This is a genomic window from Bombella favorum (assembly GCF_014048475.1).
Taxonomy (GTDB): domain Bacteria; phylum Pseudomonadota; class Alphaproteobacteria; order Acetobacterales; family Acetobacteraceae; genus Bombella; species Bombella favorum.
The window spans coordinates 268,725-285,986 of sequence record NZ_NWUS01000002.1 but is presented as its reverse complement, the minus strand read 5'-3'; the positions used below and the strand labels follow the sequence as shown (position 1 = coordinate 285,986).

At 56.3% G+C, this 17,262-nt stretch carries 17 protein-coding genes and 2 tRNA genes; 11 read left to right on the top strand and 8 right to left on the bottom strand.

Going from position 1 to position 17,262, the window contains the following annotated elements; translation table 11 throughout:
• Positions 1-7: 7 nt before the first annotated feature.
• Positions 8-1,201 (bottom strand): bacteriohopanetetrol glucosamine biosynthesis glycosyltransferase HpnI, encoded by a 1,194-nt coding sequence (gene hpnI, locus CPA57_RS06550; RefSeq protein WP_182082020.1) that lies wholly within the window; start codon positions 1,199-1,201, stop codon positions 8-10.
• Between the two features lie 175 nt (positions 1,202-1,376).
• Entirely contained in the window at positions 1,377-2,042 is a 666-nt protein-coding gene (locus CPA57_RS06545; RefSeq protein WP_229709310.1) for an ABC transporter substrate-binding protein, read from the bottom strand.
• A gap of 351 nt (positions 2,043-2,393) precedes the next feature.
• Between CPA57_RS06545 and hpnH the strand changes: the two genes are divergently transcribed.
• The 6 genes from hpnH to CPA57_RS06515 all read left to right on the top strand — a co-directional run bounded on the left by hpnH (position 2,394) and on the right by CPA57_RS06515 (position 7,420).
• Positions 2,394-3,593 (top strand): adenosyl-hopene transferase HpnH, encoded by a 1,200-nt coding sequence (gene hpnH / locus CPA57_RS06540; RefSeq protein WP_077396048.1) that lies wholly within the window; start codon positions 2,394-2,396, stop codon positions 3,591-3,593.
• Positions 3,594-3,678: 85 nt separating this feature from the next.
• The gene (locus CPA57_RS06535) at positions 3,679-4,974 is read left to right on the top strand and encodes a hemolysin family protein (protein ID WP_182082019.1); all 1,296 of its coding nucleotides are present in this window, start codon (positions 3,679-3,681) and stop codon (positions 4,972-4,974) included.
• A 283-nt stretch (positions 4,975-5,257) separates the two neighbouring features.
• The gene (gene dksA, locus CPA57_RS06530) at positions 5,258-5,671 is read left to right on the top strand and encodes an RNA polymerase-binding protein DksA (RefSeq protein WP_182082018.1); all 414 of its coding nucleotides are present in this window, start codon (positions 5,258-5,260) and stop codon (positions 5,669-5,671) included.
• A 56-nt stretch (positions 5,672-5,727) separates the two neighbouring features.
• A tRNA-Thr gene (locus CPA57_RS06525) sits at positions 5,728-5,802 on the top strand.
• 98 nt (positions 5,803-5,900) lie between these two features.
• Positions 5,901-6,263, top strand: coding sequence for an arsenate reductase (locus CPA57_RS06520; protein ID WP_182082017.1), 363 nt, complete (start codon positions 5,901-5,903; stop codon positions 6,261-6,263).
• Positions 6,264-6,373: 110 nt separating this feature from the next.
• Positions 6,374-7,420: a hypothetical protein gene (locus tag CPA57_RS06515; RefSeq protein ID WP_182082016.1), complete on the top strand. Its 1,047-nt coding sequence runs from the start codon at positions 6,374-6,376 to the stop codon at positions 7,418-7,420.
• 32 nt (positions 7,421-7,452) lie between these two features.
• On the opposite strand, the gene CPA57_RS06510 is transcribed toward CPA57_RS06515, so the two are convergent.
• Complete coding sequence (locus CPA57_RS06510) at positions 7,453-9,003, bottom strand: glycosyltransferase family 2 protein (protein WP_182082015.1); 1,551 nt, start codon at positions 9,001-9,003, stop codon at positions 7,453-7,455.
• Complete coding sequence (locus CPA57_RS06505) at positions 8,993-9,466, bottom strand: hypothetical protein (RefSeq protein ID WP_229709309.1); 474 nt, start codon at positions 9,464-9,466, stop codon at positions 8,993-8,995. Before CPA57_RS06505 ends, CPA57_RS06510 begins: the two co-directional genes overlap by 11 nt.
• A gap of 143 nt (positions 9,467-9,609) precedes the next feature.
• Here CPA57_RS06505 and gap point away from each other — a divergent pair, with 143 nt between their 5' ends.
• Together gap and CPA57_RS06495 are read left to right on the top strand one after the other, a co-directional pair.
• Positions 9,610-10,632, top strand: coding sequence for a type I glyceraldehyde-3-phosphate dehydrogenase (gene gap / locus CPA57_RS06500; protein WP_077396058.1), 1,023 nt, complete (start codon positions 9,610-9,612; stop codon positions 10,630-10,632).
• A gap of 2 nt (positions 10,633-10,634) precedes the next feature.
• Complete coding sequence (locus CPA57_RS06495) at positions 10,635-11,828, top strand: phosphoglycerate kinase (protein ID WP_182082014.1); 1,194 nt, start codon at positions 10,635-10,637, stop codon at positions 11,826-11,828.
• Between the two features lie 143 nt (positions 11,829-11,971).
• Here CPA57_RS06495 and rpoH read toward each other — a convergent pair whose 3' ends face one another.
• Both rpoH and CPA57_RS06485 read right to left on the bottom strand, forming a co-directional pair.
• Positions 11,972-12,877 (bottom strand): RNA polymerase sigma factor RpoH, encoded by a 906-nt coding sequence (gene rpoH, locus CPA57_RS06490; protein WP_182082013.1) that lies wholly within the window; start codon positions 12,875-12,877, stop codon positions 11,972-11,974.
• A 218-nt stretch (positions 12,878-13,095) separates the two neighbouring features.
• Positions 13,096-14,106, bottom strand: a complete 1,011-nt coding sequence (locus tag CPA57_RS06485; RefSeq protein WP_182082012.1) for an RluA family pseudouridine synthase — start codon at positions 14,104-14,106, stop codon at positions 13,096-13,098.
• On the opposite strand from CPA57_RS06485, the gene CPA57_RS06480 reads away from it, so the two are divergent.
• Positions 14,090-14,500: a DUF6476 family protein gene (locus CPA57_RS06480; protein ID WP_229709308.1), complete on the top strand. Its 411-nt coding sequence runs from the start codon at positions 14,090-14,092 to the stop codon at positions 14,498-14,500. The genes CPA57_RS06485 and CPA57_RS06480 overlap by 17 nt on opposite strands.
• A 34-nt stretch (positions 14,501-14,534) precedes the next feature.
• Here the strand turns inward: CPA57_RS06480 and CPA57_RS06475 are convergent, their stop codons facing one another.
• Positions 14,535-14,861: an ArsR/SmtB family transcription factor gene (locus tag CPA57_RS06475; RefSeq protein ID WP_182082111.1), complete on the bottom strand. Its 327-nt coding sequence runs from the start codon at positions 14,859-14,861 to the stop codon at positions 14,535-14,537.
• A gap of 188 nt (positions 14,862-15,049) precedes the next feature.
• On the opposite strand from CPA57_RS06475, the gene CPA57_RS06470 reads away from it, so the two are divergent.
• On the top strand, positions 15,050-16,135 hold the full coding sequence (locus CPA57_RS06470) for an alkene reductase (protein ID WP_182082011.1): 1,086 nt from the start codon (positions 15,050-15,052) through the stop codon (positions 16,133-16,135).
• A 75-nt stretch (positions 16,136-16,210) separates the two neighbouring features.
• Here CPA57_RS06470 and rlmB read toward each other — a convergent pair whose 3' ends face one another.
• Positions 16,211-17,014 carry a 23S rRNA (guanosine(2251)-2'-O)-methyltransferase RlmB gene (gene rlmB, locus CPA57_RS06465; protein WP_077396069.1) on the bottom strand — a complete coding sequence of 268 codons (804 nt, stop codon included), beginning with the start codon at positions 17,012-17,014 and terminating at the stop codon, positions 16,211-16,213.
• A 75-nt stretch (positions 17,015-17,089) separates the two neighbouring features.
• Here rlmB and CPA57_RS06460 point away from each other — a divergent pair.
• Positions 17,090-17,175: transfer RNA gene (locus tag CPA57_RS06460), tRNA-Tyr, on the top strand.
• Positions 17,176-17,262: the final 87 nt, after the last annotated feature.

The window sequence follows — 17,262 nt, the reverse complement described above, 5'->3', positions numbered from 1 at the left end:
GAGCTTGTTATAGGGACTTCGGAAGTTTTTTGCCACGGGAGATGTGCAGCGACTGCCCCCGCCACGTTACATGTGTGCCACGAGCGCTACCAATCATGACAAGGGCTGAGAGCCAATCCCGGAAGATGAGATGGGGTAAAAGGCCGAGCATAGCGCAGTTTGTAAGCTGTCCGATGCGGCGTGTCATGACGTGGCGGCAGAGAAGCCCGCCCCCTAGCAGAGCCCAGGAAAATAAGCGGGCTGGTGCAAAAAGGACACAGAGGCTTCCCCAGAAGAGCGGTAGCTGGAGGGCGGAAAGCCCATAGCCGACCGGTTCCACACTGCGGACAGTCCGCCCCCAGCGTAGTTCGTGGCGGAAGAGATCGCCCATATCTGTCTCAGCTACGGTGGTCTGACAGATGGTGTGGGCCAAGGCGATTTTCCCACCATTGCGGCGGATGCACTGCCCGAGCACAGCATCGTCAGCTACATGCTGGACTAGGGCCTCCAGCCCGCCGATCTCTGCGAGATGTTCCCGCCGTAGGGCCATGGTGGCCCCTAGGCAGTCCTGTCGCCCCATAAGGCGGGACATCATGACACCGGGTAGGAAATTGGTGTTGATGCTACAGGCCCCTAGTTTGCGGACAAGCGTCTGGCTGGCTGGCAGCCCCGCATAGAGAGTCGTGGCAAGTTGGACGCCCTCTTGCTGAAGTGCCTGCACAATGCTGGTGACGTAATCCGTACTGACATGAATGTCGGAATCGGAAATGATTAGTATGTCATGTTTGCAGGCGGGGAACATGTTGATGAGATTGCCCACCTTGCGGTTAGGGCCATGTTCTGTCTGGTCGATGACGATAGCTACATCCTGTTCTGGATAACGCATCTGTAGCTTCTGGACGACCTTTATAGCGGGGTCGTTCTTGTCTTGAAGGCCAAAGACGATTTGCCGTGCCGCTGGGTAATCCTGTTGGAAAAACGTCTCCAGTGCGTCTTCCAGAAGAGGCTCGTCCCCGTGCAGGGGTTTCATGATGCTCACGCCCGGCAGGGAATCTTCACGAGGGGTGAGTTTTCCCTGTTGAGGGGACGGAGACGCATCACCAGGGACATGAACGGTCCGGCGGAATCGTTCCAGTAGGACTGTCCCTACGGCGCCCTGTATGTACCCGGCCAGTGAAAAGGCGCCGCTCACGGCAGACGCTATCGTAAGCAGTGAAGGCATCAGCAAGGATGTCCGTTAGAATGATAATGTTGATATGGCAGAATGGCCCCCTGCTGGTGGATAAAGGCCGTCTGCTTGGCTGGCAGGAAAAACCTGCCAGCCCTGCCATGGCGATTCCAGTGGTTAGATATGGTCTTGGAAGGGTCTGAAAAGAGAAAAGCCATGCAGTCCAGTTTTATTCTTGCAGGAAGTCATCTGCTTTCTTTGTCAGCGTACGAGCCAGTCCGCTGGCGCCACTCTGACTGAAGATGGTTTTAAAGTCAGCCCGCTGGGCAGCAACCTGGCTGATATGGCCATCTAGCAGGATGTCCACGATACGCCAGCCATCTGGGCCCTGAACCATTACGTAATCAATGGGGGTGGCAGACTCGGGAGAATCGTTCTTGTTGCCAATGGTCGTATGGACGATGGTGCGCCCTTCGTCCACGCTGCTCTGGGCAACGGTGAAGGTAGCGTCTGTCCCCGGTTTGAACGTGGACGCATAGCGGGCAATGGTAAACCGCTTGAAGGCGCTGATAAGGGCGTCGCGCTCACTGGGAGAGAGCTGGTCGTAATGCAGACCGACTGAACGCTTGAGAATAGCATCCATGTTGAAAGCCCGGTCAACTTGCGGGGCGATCATGGCGCTACGCTTGCCAATGCCAGCCCCGGAATGTTCGGACTGTTCCAGCGCTTTATAGAGGCCAGCAATCGGGGCTTGCGGTGTAGAAGGAGCCGCCGCTGGGGCAGTAGCCGCAGAGCGGCCGGCCGCCTGTGCGGAGTAGGGGGCGATGGCGGTGGGGACAGCTGCTAGCAAGGCCATCATGCCAGTGGAAAACATAAGACAACGTTTCATATGCATGCTCTTTCCTCCTATGTGCCTGTTCATGCAAGAGGCCATGGGACTCTTGGCACGGGGTCCCTACGGGATGCTGCGTAACTGTGGTGAATCTGCTACAGTTGGCAGGGTAGTATAGCGCACTATGATTGAATGAACGAGTCTGACGGCGTTATAGCAGTGGCATGGGGCATCAGGGGCGTGCAGAAGGGGAGGAAGGATGTCCTCTTGTGCTTGCATTTCCTTGCTGCTTCTGCAAAGGAACCGGCAGGTTTCGTGGTGGGTCCCAGCGATGGAAGGATATTCCGTACGCTAGGCACGGGTGTTCTGATACCGTGATGCAGCCCCCAGTGGAGAAATGATCAGAGGATTATAATGGCCGTACCATTGATGCAGGCTGTCCGAGTTGGACGGTACGTTCTCAAGCAGCACCTGACTGGACGCAAACGCTATCCGCTGGTGCTGATGCTTGAGCCGCTGTTCCGCTGCAACCTGGCTTGCGCAGGTTGTGGCAAAATTGATTATCCCGCAAAGATTCTCAATCAGCGCATGAGCTATCAAGAGTGCATGGACGCTGATACCGAGGCAGGTGCCCCCGTGATCGCCGTGGCCGGTGGCGAGCCGCTGCTGCATAAGGAGATGCCGCAGATCATCGAAGGGCTGGTTGCACGCAAGAAGTACGTTTACCTCTGCACCAATGCCCTCCTGCTGGAGAAGAAGATCGATGATTACAAACCATCACCTTTCTTCTCATGGGACATCCATCTGGATGGTGACCAGCAGATGCACGATTCGTCTGTCTGCCAGGAAGGCGTGTATGAGCGTGCGGTCAAGGCCATTAAATTGGCTAAGTCCAAGGGCTTCCGTGTGTCCATTAACTGCACGCTCTTTGACGGTGTGAAGCCGGAGCGTGTGGCGGCATTCTTTGATGAAGTCATGAAGCTGGGTGTTGATGGTGTTATGACGGCACCGGGTTATGCCTATGAGCGTGCTCCGGATCAGGAACACTTCCTGAACCGCCAGAAGACCAAGACACTGTTCCGGGATATTTTCCGTCTGGGCAAGGGCCATAAATGGCGCTTTACGCAGTCTCCACTGTTCCTGAACTTTCTTGCAGGAAATGAGACCTACCACTGCACGCCATGGGGTAAGCCGCTGCGTACGGTTTTTGGCTGGCAGCGTCCTTGCTATCTGCTCGGTGAAGGTTACGCCAAGACCTTTAAGGAGCTGATGGACGATACAGCGTGGGATCAGTACGGCACGGGCGCTTATGAGAAATGCGCCGATTGCATGGTCCATTCCGGTTATGAGTCCACTGCGGTGATGGATGCGGTCCGCCGCCCTCTGCATTTCATCAAAGTGGCTCTTCAGGGACCGGAGACGGAAAAGCCCATGGCTCCAGAAATCTCTCTGGCCAATCAGCGTCCGGCTTCTTATGGCTATGATGATGAAGTAGCCCGTCAGCTCGAGCGTATTGAGGGCGAGGAAGCCAAGAGCGGCAAGAAGCCTGCTCGTGGGCCACGTGTCCGCATTAATGGCCGTACGGAAGGCTCTGCTGCTCCGGCTGCCAAGTAAGGTAAGGGCTGTTTTTCCTTTCCTGCCCTGATGAGGGCTCCACTGCGTCTTGTAGCGTGGAGCAGATCAGGGCAGGATAAGTCCTATGATGATTCCCGTTCTGACAATTCTTCTTCTGATCTTTCTCAATGGCATTTTCGCTACGGGAGAGCTGGCTCTTATCTCGGCTAAGAGGGCCCGGCTGTCCAATCTGGCACAGAAGAAAGTAGCAGGCGCAGAACGGGCGCTTAAATTAGCAGAAAATCCTCAGAATTTCCTGCCGACCGTACAGATCGGCATGACTCTCGTTTCCATTCTGGAGGGTGCCTTCGGTGGCAGCCAGTTGGAAGAAGGGGTTCAGCGGCTTATTGAGCATTGGGCGGTTCCGGAGCCTTTTGCGGGGGAGCTGTCCATCATCATCGTTGTGGCGTTGATTACATTCGCCATGCTGGTTTTTGGTGAACTGGTGCCCAAGCAGATTGCTTTGCGGCGTCCGGAAACCATTGCCATTCGTCTCTCATCTACTCTGGTGGTGTTGGCCTGGTGTACGAGGCCGGTCGTTTGGTTGTTGAGCAAGACAACAGACCTCGTTCTACGGCTGATCGGTATTGGCTCCATGCCCCGTGTAACCGTGACGGAGGAGGAGCTGAAGGCCGTTCTGCAAGAAGGTATGCAGGCGGGCATATTGGAGACGGAAGAACGGGCGATTATCGAGCGTCTGCTCCGTTTGGCTGACCGTCCCGTTCGGGCCATCATGACGCCTCGTAATGAACTGTTTTGGGTAGACCGCAATGCCGATGCCGAAACACTGGCCAAAAAGCTGCGCCAGTCTTCTTATGGGCGCATTGTGGTGTGTGATGGTGATGTAGATCACCCCGTTGGTGTCATGCTGGCTAAAGATGTGATGGACAGGCTGCTTCTGGGCCTGCCTCTCTCCGTAGAAGCTGTCCTGCGGACACCGCCTGCTATCCCCGATAGCTTAACAGCGCAGGGGATGATTGAACGCCTCAAAGGTATTTCTCTGGGGATTGTATTCGTTTTTGATGAATACGGGTCTTTTGAAGGGATTGTGACACCCTCAGATGTATTTGAGGCCATTATTGGGGATGAAGCGCTGGACGTGTCGGCAAGAAAAGTCACGGAAGCCGATGGGAAAGAAGAATATATCCTCGATGGCACCATGCCGATTGATGATGTGTGTGTGCGTTTGGATATTCCCGTTCCGCCTGAGGATGGCCGTTATCACACACTCGGTGGGGCGGTGATGGCTCTGCTGCGGCGTGTGCCGGCTAAGGGGGATAAGGTCGTTTTCTCTGGCTGGCTTTTCGAGGTGCTGGAGATGGAGCGTCGCCGTGTTCTGCGGGTGCGGGCTAGCCGGTGGGGTGCTCTGGCAAAAAACTGAGGGATTCCCACCTCTAGGGTGCCCCATTATGTTAATGTTAAATAAAATACTTGTAGCATTTTTATAAATGAACAATGGAAGTCCCATATAATATATGGGTTATAAAGCGTGAGGTTGAGAAAACTGGCACTATTCTCTCCCTGAAATGGAATATTCACCAAAAAAACCCGGGTCTCTGTCTTGGCGATTTCTGACCGGACCGATATAAACCGGTCATCAACTTCTCTGTCCGTGTCGCTATGGAGCGGTGGGGTGGGGGAGGCTCTGCGAGAGGGAGTTCTGAATGATCACGCTTTCACCTGACTACCGCCCTTCAGAAGATGAAGAGTTCATGAATGAACAGCAGCTGGCGTATTTTCGGCAGAAGCTTCTTCATTGGCGGATGGACCTTCTCAAGGAGGCCGGGGAGACTTTGGCCAGTCTGTCTGAGGGGGGTATCCGTGAGGCTGATCTGACGGACCGTGCCACCGTGGAAACGGATCGCGCCTTCGAGCTGCGGACCCGTGACCGTGCCCGTAAGTTGATCATCAAGATTGATATGGCTCTGGCCCGGATTGAGGATGGGTCTTATGGCTATTGTGAGGAAACAGGTGAGCCCATCGGCCTTCAGCGGTTGGAAGCTCGCCCGATTGCCACATTGTCGCTGGAGGCGCAGGAGCGTCACGAACGGCATGAAAAGATTTACCGCGACGACTGATTAGGGGTTGCATGGCGGGGACGAACAGGCTAGTTAACCCGCCATAGGACAGCAATGCTGCTGTAGCTCAGTGGTAGAGCACTCCCTTGGTAAGGGAGAGGTCGCGAGTTCAATCCTCGCCAGCAGCACCATTCTTTTAGGCTTCCAGTTTTCTGTTGAGGCCATATATTGTCCCTATTTTTCATGAAAAATGAAATAGTCCGTTTCCTTATGGAGAGGCACATTCGGTATGGTTGATACGGTTGTTCTGTATGGGATCAAGACCTGCTCTACCGTCAAGAAGGCCATGAACTGGCTGGAAGAGCGGGGCATCGCTGTCCGCTATCATGATGTTCGCAAAGATGGGCTGACAGCTTCTCGGTTAGAGGGATGGGCCAAGATTGTAGGGTGGGAGAAGCTCCTCAACCGTTCCAGCCTGACATTTCGCCGTCTTGATGATGCAGCGAAGCAGGACCTGACGGAAACCCGTGCCGTGGCCCTGATGCTGGAACACCCAACCTTGGTGCGCCGCCCTGTCCTTGAGAAAGGAGAGACGGTCATGGTGGGGTTTAAGCCGGAGATTTATGAGGAACTGTTCAGCCAGAAAGCCTGATGCAGGGCTCTGAATGAAGGAAAAGGGTCTTCGTTGGCCTGAGCAGGAAATGATAGAAGAGGCTCCAGTCTGGTTCTGGGGCCTTTTGTCATTTGGGGAGGGAAAAGTTTATGGAGGTGTTTTCACGGCGGTCCTCCGTATTTCCTCCGCTGCGGTCGGAAGAGACATGTCCTGTCATGGAGCCGGAGCAAGTACAGGCTTTGTTCCGGCGGCGTCTTACGGATATCTGTGCCCGTTTTGCAGAGTGGCAGGTGCCTATCATTGTTAGTGGGGTGATAGGGGACGTGCCACCGGATTGCTGGCGTCGTCGAGAAGGGACGCCTCTGTTAGATGGGCAGACAGGTACATCTCTTTTGCTGGATATGTCCCCCTCTTTGTTGGAGGGGGAAGGGCTGCATGCGGGGGAGCATGTCCGTGTCTGCGGCCTGTTGAGGGCGCATCTGCACCGGGGGCAGATTACTCCTCGATTTGAAGTTTTGTCCATCATACGGGATGCCGAAGAGGCGGCGGAAAGGCAACGAGAAGAGCTTTTGCAGCTTTTGCGGGAGATGCCCCCGCAACGGCGTAGTTTTCCCGTTCGTGAGGGGGCTAGGATGCTGTTGCTGGGTGTTGGTGTCGGGTTGGAGAGGCTGAAAGCTGTCCGACAGTCGCTCGGTGGTTTTTGGACAGAACGGAATGTAACGGTACGGTCGATACCGGATCATGATGGCTGTGCAGAGCTTTCTTATCTGCATGGTGTGGAGCAGGATGTTATCTTGCTGGTGATTGCTGGAAGCCGTCTGGCCGAGATGGATTCTTCACCTTTCGTGAAAGGCCTGCTGCAATGTCCAGTCTATCGTGTCTTAGCGTATGATGTTGCAGCTGATAGTAGTGATACGGCTACCACCATCCTACCGCACATGGTGGACTGTTTTTTCCAAACAACGGCGGAGGCAGTCAGTTTTATTAGGCAGCAGAGCGGCGTAGTGCGGCGGCATCAGGATGAAGAACGGGCGCATCAGGAAGAGTTGGCCGCTTTACGGGCTAGCCTCGCTGCCTTGGCTGAGCGCCCCCGAGACGCTAGAAGCCCATCAGCTCTTCTGTTGCTTTTAGTCGGGTTGTGTCTGGGGGGCGGGCTGGTAGCGATGGCCCTGTGGGGGCTGCCTCATCTTTTCTAGGGGGCGTTTAAGCCCCCTGTTTAGAGTGCAATTTAGGGTAGGAAGTCTGGCTTAGGCTGAGATGGTAGAAATTCTGCCAGAATAGGGGCCAGATTATGTAGGTGTTGGGCAGAGGCCGGGGAGAGCAGCAGCAACGCCCGTGCAAGATCATAGGGCTGGAGGTCGGGATGCCCTGCAAGCCATGTGAGGAGCCCGTGAACACTCAGCCCATCTGGTTCATCAATAGGTGGTAGAGGGGTGTAAAGGAAGGCAGGTACCGCATTGGTTGGTATTATTTCCAGCGGTGTGCTGCCATGACCGGTCTCGTGTGGCAGATGGACAAACTGCTGTTGTGTGCTGGGTGTAATGCGCAGGCTGGCCATGCCAAACGGACAGGGTGCATCCCCGAGGGTGAAGGGTGAACGGTCCTGCCCATAGAGGGTAAGGAGGTGCGGGGTGCTTTCCAGCCGGAATCCGATGAGTGGTTCATGGTGATTCGGTGGATCGCCTTCCAGCAATCTTCCTTCTGGGAAGCGAAGAAGAACGGTCTGCCCTGTTTCATAACGGGTAGAGAATTGTGGGTTTAGGAGTAGGTCACTTCGGACAGAGGAGCGTATCCGGTCATAGTGGAACGTGTCATGCTGTACGTGGCTCCGGATGGCTAAATCCGTTTCATCTTCCTGATGTTTTAGCTGAGCTTCCTCCAGCTGAGGCTCTACAAGCTTCTGCAAGCGGGAGAGGCCTGCCCGCAGGGCGCTCTCTCTTAGCTGGTTGGCCAGCTGGCGCATGGTTTGCAGGTCCCGCGTTTGCGGTGCCGTCATCTGTTCATTGCGGTTGTAATAGGCCCGCATGGGAGGAGGGAGTTCCTCTTCATTATGGGCCAGAGCGCAGATGTAATGCTGGATGCATCCACCCTCCCACAATTCCGAGTGGAGAGCTTCGTCGCCGGGTATAAAGGGACGCCCATTAGGACGGAGGATCTGCTCGGGGGATAGCCCCAGCATGTGCGGGTCGGTCAGTTTGGCTGGGGTGGGTAGGCAGTCTAGCCGGGCTATAAGACGGACAAACCGATGGTCGGCAAACATAGGTGGGGCGTGCCATGTATGGTTGGCAACGACATGGCCTGGCGGAGGCGTAAGCAGGCCTGCATCACCGTAAATTCGCCAGTGCAGAGCAAAGGCGGTAGTTTCTTCCTTAGCCTGATACAGCAGGGAGATCAGTTCACGGCTAGGGGCTAGATATTCATCGGCATCCAGAACGATGACCCAGTCATCCACAGGGGTGGTTTCGCCGTTTTCCTCGTCAATAACCTCCTGCGGCATGGCTTGGGTGACGTGGTGCAGATGGGAAATGGCCTGCCGGGTCATCTCCAGACGATGTTCCTCGGGAGTCTGGTCCGGTTCGGCTTCTACCGGGTGCCATGAGAGGGGCCAGTCCTGCTGGAGGCTCTGGACAATCTGCCGGGCATCATCAAAGGCACCGCTATCCATGATGGCGATATGTTCAATCCCAAGGGCTAGGTGCCATGCTAGCCATCCCAACAGATTGCGGTCTGCCTGCTTAAGAAGAACGGCACAGGTAAGACGAGGGAGCCTATCGAACATAAATACGTACCATGTCGCTTTGAAGGGTCGGGTTGGAGCCGACCCGCATCTCGAGCTGGATGGGGCGGGCCCCGGCAGCCAGAATATGGCTGGCAACCGGATTGACGAGAGTTTGCGTCAGATGCTGAAGGGACTGTGTTTCAGCCTCCGGTGTCTTCTGCATGGGAGCCATGCCTTGGACGATAAACAGGATGTTCGTCTTGCGGCTCAGTGCCAGTTTTGTGGCTTTTTCTACCGCTGGACCGTAGTCTTGCTCTGGTGTGCCGCCAGCAATCTGAAGGAAGGCTGGTTTTTCAGGGGTGGGGGTTGGCAGAGGTGGGGCCGCTGTCTTGGGCGGTCTGCCAGCCTGGGCATCAAATGTGCGCTGATCGATAGGATTACAGGCACAGAGAGGCGCTGCCAGCAGGAGCAGAACGGTAAAACGGACTCGCAGGATGGAGCGGGGGACAAAAAGAGCCATCATAAAACAATTAGTTACAGGAAGCGGGGCATGACGCAAGAGGGAAGCAGGGCTGCTTTAAAAACTTCATTTTCCCTCTGTCCCTCTCTGGCAGTGGTGCTATGGATAAGAAGTCCTTTAGCTACCAATTACGGAGGAAGCGACCAATGGCCGTTAAAATTGCAATCAACGGGTTCGGACGTATCGGGCGTCTGGTTCTTCGTGGCATCATCGAAAGCGGACGCACTGACGTCGAGCCGGTTCTGATCAACGATCTCGGCTCCGTGGAAGCCAACGCTCACCTTCTGAAGTATGACACCGTCCACGGTCGCCTGCCGGCTGAGGTCGAGGTCGTCAATGGCGATCTGCTCATCAAGACCCATCAGGGCCGCACGATCGGTCCGATCAAGGTGACAGCCCATCGCAACCCGGAAGAGATTCCGCTTCAGGGTGTTGATGTGGCCATGGAATGCACAGGCCTCTTCACGGCCCGTGACAAGGCTTCTGCCCTGCTGACAGCTGGTGCCAAGCACGTGCTGATCTCCGCTCCGGGTAAGGACGCTGACGCCACAATCGTGTACGGCGTGAACAATGATGCCCTGAAGCCGGGCATGACCATTGTTTCCAACGCTTCCTGCACAACCAACTGTCTCTCCCCGGTTGCTTCCGTTCTGGATGAGACATTCGGCATTGAGCGTGGTTACATGGTGACCGTTCACTCCTACACGGGTGACCAGCGCACCATCGACACACTGCACAAAGACCCGCGTCGTGCCCGTGCTGCTGCTGTCAACATCATCCCGACATCCACGGGTGCTGCCCGTGCTGTTGGTCTGGTTCTGCCGCAGCTTAAGGGTAAGCTGGATGGTACAGCCATCCGCGTGCCAACGCCGAACGTGTCCCTCGTCTCTCTGGACTTCGTGCCGAAGCGTAAGCCGTCTTCCGTTGAGGAAGTTAACGAGGCTCTCCGTCAGGCTTCTGAAGGCCGCCTGAAGGGCATCCTTGGCTACAACACGGAGCCGCTGGTGAGCCACGACTTCAACCACGTTCCGTTCTCCTCCACCTTCGATGCTACGCAGACAGCACTGGTTGACGGTGGTGAGCTGGTTCGTATCTGCGCATGGTACGATAACGAGTGGGGCTTCTCCAACCGCATGTCTGACACGGCTTCTCTGTTCGGGAAACTCTGATCATGGCTTTTCGCACGCTTGATAAGGCGGAGGTACGTGGCAAACGCGTACTTCTCCGCGCTGACCTGAATGTCCCCATGCATGAGGGTGCCATTACCGATACGACCCGTATCGAGCGTGTGCTGCCGACCATCCGTGAGCTGACTGAGAAGGGGGCTAAGGTCATCCTTCTCAGTCACTTCGACCGCCCCAAGGGCAAGGTCGTTCCTGAGATGTCGCTGGCACCTGTTGGCAAACGTCTGGGTGAGCTTCTGGGTCGCCCGGTTGCTTTCGCTACGGACTGCGTAGGCCCCAAGGCTAAAGAAGCCGTGGATGCGCTGAAGGATGGCGATGTTCTTCTGCTGGAGAACACACGCTTCCACGCTGAGGAAGAGAAGAACGATCCTGAGTTCTCCAAGGCACTGGCTGCCAACGGGGATATCTATGTGGACGATGCTTTCTCTGCTGCTCACCGTGCCCATGCCTCTACAGAGGGTGTGGCCCATCTGCTGCCCGCTTATGCTGGCCGCCTGATGGAAGCTGAGCTGAAGGCTCTTTCCGCTGCGCTGGAAAGTCCGAAGCGTCCTGTTGGTGCCGTGATCGGTGGTTCCAAGATCTCCACGAAATTGGACCTGATTGGTAACGTGCTGGATAAGGTGGACGTTCTGTTCATCGGTGGGGCGATGGCCAATACCTTCCTCGCTGCAGAAGGCGTGAAGGTCGGTAAGTCCCTTCAGGAATCCGACATGCATGAGACAGCCCGCAAGATTGCTGCTCACGCTAAGGAAAAAGGCTGCAAGCTGGTTCTGCCGGTTGATGCTGTCGTGGCTCGTGAGTTCAAGGCGGGTGCTGCCTCTGAGGTCGTGCCGGTGGACAAGGTGCCTGAAGACACCATGATCCTTGATGCTGGGCCGAAGACGGCTGAGCTGATCTCCAAACATCTGGCCGACCTGAAGACTCTGGTCTGGAACGGTCCGCTGGGTGCTTTCGAGATTGCTCCGTTCGACAAGGCAACGGTGGAAGTGGCTCGTGCCGCTGCCAAGCTGACCGAAGAAGGCAAGCTGCTGACGGTGGCTGGCGGTGGTGACACCGTTTCCGCTCTGCGTCACGCTGGCGTAGCCGACCGTATGAGCTATGTCTCTACGGCTGGCGGTGCCTTCCTCGAGTGGCTGGAGGGTAAGACCCTTCCGGGTGTTGAGGTGTTGCGCGCCAAGTAAGATCAGGTCATACTGGTTTTGCAGGAAAGGCGGTTACCCTTCGGGGTGCCGCCTTTTTTGTGTGTGGAATGGTTGCCATAAAAAAACGCAGCGGGAACAGGGTCGGGCTGCGTTTTGTAAAGTCTCAAAGTTTGGAGGAGGGGTTACTCCTCGTCTTCTGAGAACCCCTGCTCCTTACGCCGTTCCTTAACGGCGGAGGCCATAGCCTTTTGTAACTTCTCCATGGCACGAGCCTCAATCTGGCGGATACGCTCACGGGAGACACCATAATGATGGGAGAGCTCCTCCAGTGTGGAAGGGTCTTCCTTCAGGCGGCGTTCTGTCAAAATGTGGCGTTCACGCTCATTGAGGGTCTGCATGGCTTCGGTCAGCAGGGCCTTGCGACCGGCCATGTCTTCGCTCTCGGCCAGTGTGTCTTCCTGATTTTCGTTCTGGTCTACCAGCCAGTCTTGCCATTCCTGTTCACCATCCACACGCAGCGGGGCATTCAGGCTGTGGTCCGGTGCGGTAAGGCGGCGATTCATGGAGATGACATCCTGCTCCGGCACGCCAAGGGTCTTGGCGATATGGTTGATCTGCTCCGGTTGGAGGTCGCCTTCCTCGTAAGCCTGCATCTGCCCCTTGAGACGGCGAAGATTGAAGAAGAGTTTCTTCTGGGCAGCGGTCGTACCCATCTTCACTAGAGACCAGCTATGGAGGATATATTCCTGAATGGCCGCACGGATCCACCACATGGCATAGGTTGCCAGACGGAAGCCCCGTTCCGGGTCAAAACGGCGGACAGCCTGCATCATGCCGATATTGCCTTCGCTGATCAGCTCGCTAACGGGCAGGCCATAGCCCCGGTAGCTCATGGCGATTTTTGCAACGAGGCGCAGATGTGATGTGACTAGCTCGTGAGCGGCAGTGCTGTCGTGCTCGTCACGCCAGCGGCGGGCAAGGGCCAATTCCTGTTCGGAAGTGAGAAGGGGAAACCGCCGGATTTCCTGCAGATAACGGGAAAGATTGGTCTCTGGACCGATGGCGGGAAGAGTTGAGGGAGACTTCATACGATTTCGACTCCTTGCACCCGGCTGATGAAAAGGCAGGTAAACCGGACCAGCCCCTCCACCACAGGAACGATGAGACCAGCCCGTCCATCCTAATGCTGGTCTGCTCGTATCTCTATCGCAAATATGGCAATAGAGACATGTTCATTCTTTATGGGACGCTTCTTGTCCTATAATTCTCTAATTGATTCATTCAGGAAGTCAAACTTAATAAAAAGTTATGTGGGGCACCCTTCCGAGAGAGCCCTTATCAGAGCTTGAAGATCGTCTGGAAGAGGGGCGGAGAAATGCAGTTCTTCCTTTGTTCGTGGGTGGATAAAACCCAGCGTGGCGGCATGTAGAGCCTGCCGGGGGAAGTCGAGGGCTTGGTGGCGTACATCTACGGGTAGTTTGCGAGCGGCAGCCGGTACACGGCGCAGATAGACCGGGTCGCCCAGTAGGGGGTGCCCATTATGGGAGAGATGAACACGGATCTGATGGGTTCGCCCGGTTGCTAGCCGACATTCCACAAGGGACACACCAGCATGGAAGGTCTCTTTTGTAGTGAAACGTGTCAGAGCGTGCTTGCCGCCTTGGGTGACCACAGCCATGCGTTTGCGGTCCCGCTTATCGCGACCGATGGCCCCTTCAAATTCGCCTGAGGGGGGAAGAAGACCCCATGTTAGAGCGAGATAAGCCCGTTCCATTGTGCGGTTGGCAAAGGCCTCGGATAGGGCCTCATGGGCGAGTGGGGTTTTGGCTACGACCATCACGCCGGATGTATCCTTGTCCAGCCGGTGGACAATGCCGGGGCGTTTCTCGCCGCCAATGCCTTCAAAATCCGGCCCGCAATGGCCGAGAAGGGCGTTGACGAGAGTGCCCGTTTCATTGCCGGGGGCAGGATGCACGACCAGTCCGGCTGGTTTATCCAGTACAATGAGGTCCCTATCCTCAAAGAGGATGTCCAGAGGGATGCTTTCTGCTTGCGGGCGAGCGGGTTCTGGCGGGGGGAGGCGTAGTTCTAGCTGCATCCCCTCACGCAGGGTGAAGGCAGGGTCTCGCCGGGGCGTGCCGTTGCAGGTAAGGTGCCCTGTCTCGATCAGAGCTTTAACACGGGAGCGGGACAGGGTGCCGATGGCATCGGCCAGCATACGGTCAGCCCGCTGCCCCGCTTGCTCGTGCGTGATGGTGAAAGAGAAGAGTGCGGGTGCATCCGCTGGGAGAGAATCGGAAATGAATGAGTCGGACATGTCCCCTAATCTAGTCGAGCCGGGACAAAACAGCGAGTCGAACCCGCCTCGTACCCCTAGAGCTCTGGTGGCGGCTGTCATCATCATGGGGATGATGATTATTCTGGGGACGGTTCTGCTGGTGGGGATCATCATCCATCGCATGATGAATCATTCGGCGTCACCTTCGGCTGCAGTACAGACGATGGCGGGGCCATCGTCACTGGCAGGGCCAGCCTTGCTGAAACTGCCTCGTCATGTGGGTGAGCAGGTCATGGCTGTTACGGCCCGCCCTGATGGTGCGTTGGCCGTTACGTTGCGGGATGAGCAGGGAAATGCCCGCATTCTGCTTTGGCAGCCAGAGCAGGCCCGCCTTGTGGCAGAGCTGACAGTGGCAAGCCCTGCTGAACGGTGATGGCATGAGGCCATGAGGATAGGCTGGCGGTGGGTCAGCCGTTCTCTGGTAGAGAGGTAGGACATTCCCGCAGGATGGAGGCCATCAGGCCGGGGAAGCGTTCTTCCAACACATCAAGACGGAGTGTGTTGTGGTGCTGGACCCCTTCCACACGGGTGTGCAGGATGCCGGCCTCTCGCAGGACCTGAAAATGATGCGACATGCTGGACTTTGGCCTGCCACGCAGAAGGGTCGTGCAGTTAGCTTCGCCCAGACTGTGCAGATGGCAGATGATGCCTAGACGCACGGGGTCTGCTACGGCCCGCAGGAGGGGCAGGAGGGTGATGTCTTCCGGGACGGGGTGGTGATACAGCACAGCCATGGTCATGTGTATCGGGAGTTCCGGGGCATTTTGTCAAGGTTTTATAGTTTTATTTATATGGAACAAATTTTATTGTTCTATGTTGATAGAACAAAAAGGAAGTGTTAGCGTTTGAGAAGAACGAGCGGTGACACTGTGTGTCTCCGTCTCCGTTATCTGCCTGGTTATGTTTTTTAGGAGAAAACACCATGCCAACACTTTTTGACACTATTTCCTTTGGGTCCATCAAGGCGGCGAATCGTGTCGTCATGGCACCGCTTACACGGTCACGGGCAGGCAAAGATGCCGTACCGACATCCATCATGGCAGAGTATTATGCTCAACGAGCAAGTGCTGGCCTGATTATCTCCGAGGCGGTGGGTATTTCCCGTCAGGGTCTTGGCTGGGCCTATGCCACGGGTATCTGGAATGAGGAGCAGGTGAAGGGCTGGAAGGCCGTTACCGATGCCGTGCACGAGAAGGGCGGCAAGATTGTCTGCCAGCTCTGGCACATGGGGCGGATGGTTCATTCCTCCGTTACAGGCGAGCAGCCAGTGGCACCGTCTCCCTCAACGGCACCGGGGCATATTCATACTTATGAGGGCAAGGCCCCTTATGAGGAAGCCCGTGCGCTGCGTCTGGATGAGATTCCGGGGATTGTGGAAAGCTATGCCCATGCGGCCCGCAATGCGATGAAGGCCGGTTTTGATGGTGTGCAGATTCATTCTGCCAATGGCTATCTGCTGGATGAGTTCCTGCGGGACAGCACTAATCACCGGACGGACGCTTACGGCGGGTCTGTTGAGAACCGCCTGCGCCTGCTGCGTGAGGTGACGGAAGCTGTCATCAAGGAAATTGGGGCCGAGCATGTTGGCGTCCGCCTCTCTCCCAATGGGGAGGTGCAGGGCACGGTGGACAGCAATCCGGAGGCTGTTTTCATTCCGGCAGCAAAGATGCTGAATGATCTGGGTGTGGCATGGCTGGAACTCCGTGAATCCAACCCGTCCAGCACGTTTACTTTTGGTGGTGCTACCGATCAGCCGAAACTGTCACCGGAAATTCGCAAGGTCTTTACCCGTCCGCTGGTGCTGAATCAGGAATATACACGGGATGAAGCCCTGAAGGCCGTGGCGGAGGGTAAGGCTGATGCTATCAGCTTTGGTCGTGCTTACATTGCGAATCCGGACCTTGTGCGTCGCCTGAAGGATGATCTGCCGTTTCAGGATGATGACATGGCGACATGGTACGGCCCGATTGGAGCCAAGGGCTATACGGATTATCCGTTCGCCAAGTGATGGGCTGATAATATCGCCTGAAGGCGGGGTGGTGACTGGTATTTCCGGTCCCACCCCTTTTTTTGTAGGAGGGTATTAGTCCAGCGGGCGGGTCAGCTCGTACAGGGCTACGGCGGAAGCGTTGGAGACGTTCAGGCTCTCCATCGGGCCGGACATGTAGATTGAGGCGATCTCATCGCAGGTTTCCCGTGTCAGGCGGCGCAGACCGGCCCCCTCGGCCCCCAGAACCAGAGCGATACGGCGGTCGCCGAGCTGATTACGGTCCAGTCTTGTGCCGCCTGCATCCAGCCCGACAACCCAGAATCCGGCTTTTTGCAGTCCTTGCAAAGCACGGGAGATGTTGGTTTCCCGGATGATGGGCACGACGTCTAGCCCGCCAGAGGCAGCCTTGGCCATGGTGCCGGTTTCATCGGGCGTATGGCGGTCCTGCACTAGGAGGGCAGCGGCCCCGAAGGCAGCGGCCGAGCGCAAGATGGCCCCAATGTTGCGAGGGTCTGTGACCTGATCCAGCACCAGAATGGGGCCGGGGCGGTCGATGACATCCACAATGGCGGGGTTTTCCAGCGGTTCGACATTTAGGCAGACGCCCTGATGCACGGCGTCCTTGCCGCAGAGGGCATCCAGCTCTTCCCGGCTGACGATGCGGGGCTGATGTGCTGTGTCGGGCAGGGAGTCTGCGGCTTCTTTCGTAGCAAGAAGGCTATAGATGATTCGTGCTGGATTCAGGAGGGCAGCCTCCACGGCATGCTGGCCGTAGATCCAGTAGCCTTTACCAGTAGCGGGGGCTCCGTGTTTGGTTGTGCTGCGGCGGGAGCGGTTGCGGGAGAGATTTTGCGCCTCGGGCAGTGCCACACGGCGGGAGGATGATTTTCTAGCCATAATCCTTTGTATAATCTTTCTTGATCGCATTGACATAGTAAGAAATGCGTATTATCACACGCACATCCTGAGTTCGGAGGGGTGCCCGAGTGGCTAAAGGGGGCGGACTGTAAATCCGCTGGCGTACGCCTACGTTGGTTCGAATCCAACCCCCTCCACCAGGATGTTTTCCCTGAAAAGTTGATTGTTATGTTGCAGTCCTTCCTCGTGGAGGGGTGATTGGTCTGTCCTGTTGTGAGGATTAGAGA

Excerpts from the sequence above, each read along its gene's own strand:
- CPA57_RS06545 (WP_229709310.1), bottom strand. The coding sequence starts at position 2,042 with ATGCATATGAAACGTTGTCTTATGTTTTCCACTGGCATGATGGCCTTG.
- hpnH (WP_077396048.1), top strand. The coding sequence starts at position 2,394 with ATGGCCGTACCATTGATGCAGGCTGTCCGAGTTGGACGGTACGTTCTC.
- CPA57_RS06510 (WP_182082015.1), bottom strand. The coding sequence starts at position 9,003 with ATGTTCGATAGGCTCCCTCGTCTTACCTGTGCCGTTCTTCTTAAGCAG.
- CPA57_RS06470 (WP_182082011.1), top strand. The coding sequence starts at position 15,050 with ATGCCAACACTTTTTGACACTATTTCCTTTGGGTCCATCAAGGCGGCG.
- CPA57_RS06515 (WP_182082016.1), top strand. The coding sequence starts at position 6,374 with ATGGAGGTGTTTTCACGGCGGTCCTCCGTATTTCCTCCGCTGCGGTCG.
- dksA (WP_182082018.1), top strand. The coding sequence starts at position 5,258 with ATGATCACGCTTTCACCTGACTACCGCCCTTCAGAAGATGAAGAGTTC.
- CPA57_RS06535 (WP_182082019.1), top strand. The coding sequence starts at position 3,679 with ATGATGATTCCCGTTCTGACAATTCTTCTTCTGATCTTTCTCAATGGC.
- hpnI (WP_182082020.1), bottom strand. The coding sequence starts at position 1,201 with ATGCCTTCACTGCTTACGATAGCGTCTGCCGTGAGCGGCGCCTTTTCA.
- gap (WP_077396058.1), top strand. The coding sequence starts at position 9,610 with ATGGCCGTTAAAATTGCAATCAACGGGTTCGGACGTATCGGGCGTCTG.
- rpoH (WP_182082013.1), bottom strand. The coding sequence starts at position 12,877 with ATGAAGTCTCCCTCAACTCTTCCCGCCATCGGTCCAGAGACCAATCTT.
- CPA57_RS06495 (WP_182082014.1), top strand. The coding sequence starts at position 10,635 with ATGGCTTTTCGCACGCTTGATAAGGCGGAGGTACGTGGCAAACGCGTA.
- CPA57_RS06485 (WP_182082012.1), bottom strand. The coding sequence starts at position 14,106 with ATGTCCGACTCATTCATTTCCGATTCTCTCCCAGCGGATGCACCCGCA.
- rlmB (WP_077396069.1), bottom strand. The coding sequence starts at position 17,014 with ATGGCTAGAAAATCATCCTCCCGCCGTGTGGCACTGCCCGAGGCGCAA.
- CPA57_RS06480 (WP_229709308.1), top strand. The coding sequence starts at position 14,090 with ATGAATGAGTCGGACATGTCCCCTAATCTAGTCGAGCCGGGACAAAAC.
- CPA57_RS06520 (WP_182082017.1), top strand. The coding sequence starts at position 5,901 with ATGGTTGATACGGTTGTTCTGTATGGGATCAAGACCTGCTCTACCGTC.
- CPA57_RS06505 (WP_229709309.1), bottom strand. The coding sequence starts at position 9,466 with ATGATGGCTCTTTTTGTCCCCCGCTCCATCCTGCGAGTCCGTTTTACC.
- CPA57_RS06475 (WP_182082111.1), bottom strand. The coding sequence starts at position 14,861 with ATGGCTGTGCTGTATCACCACCCCGTCCCGGAAGACATCACCCTCCTG.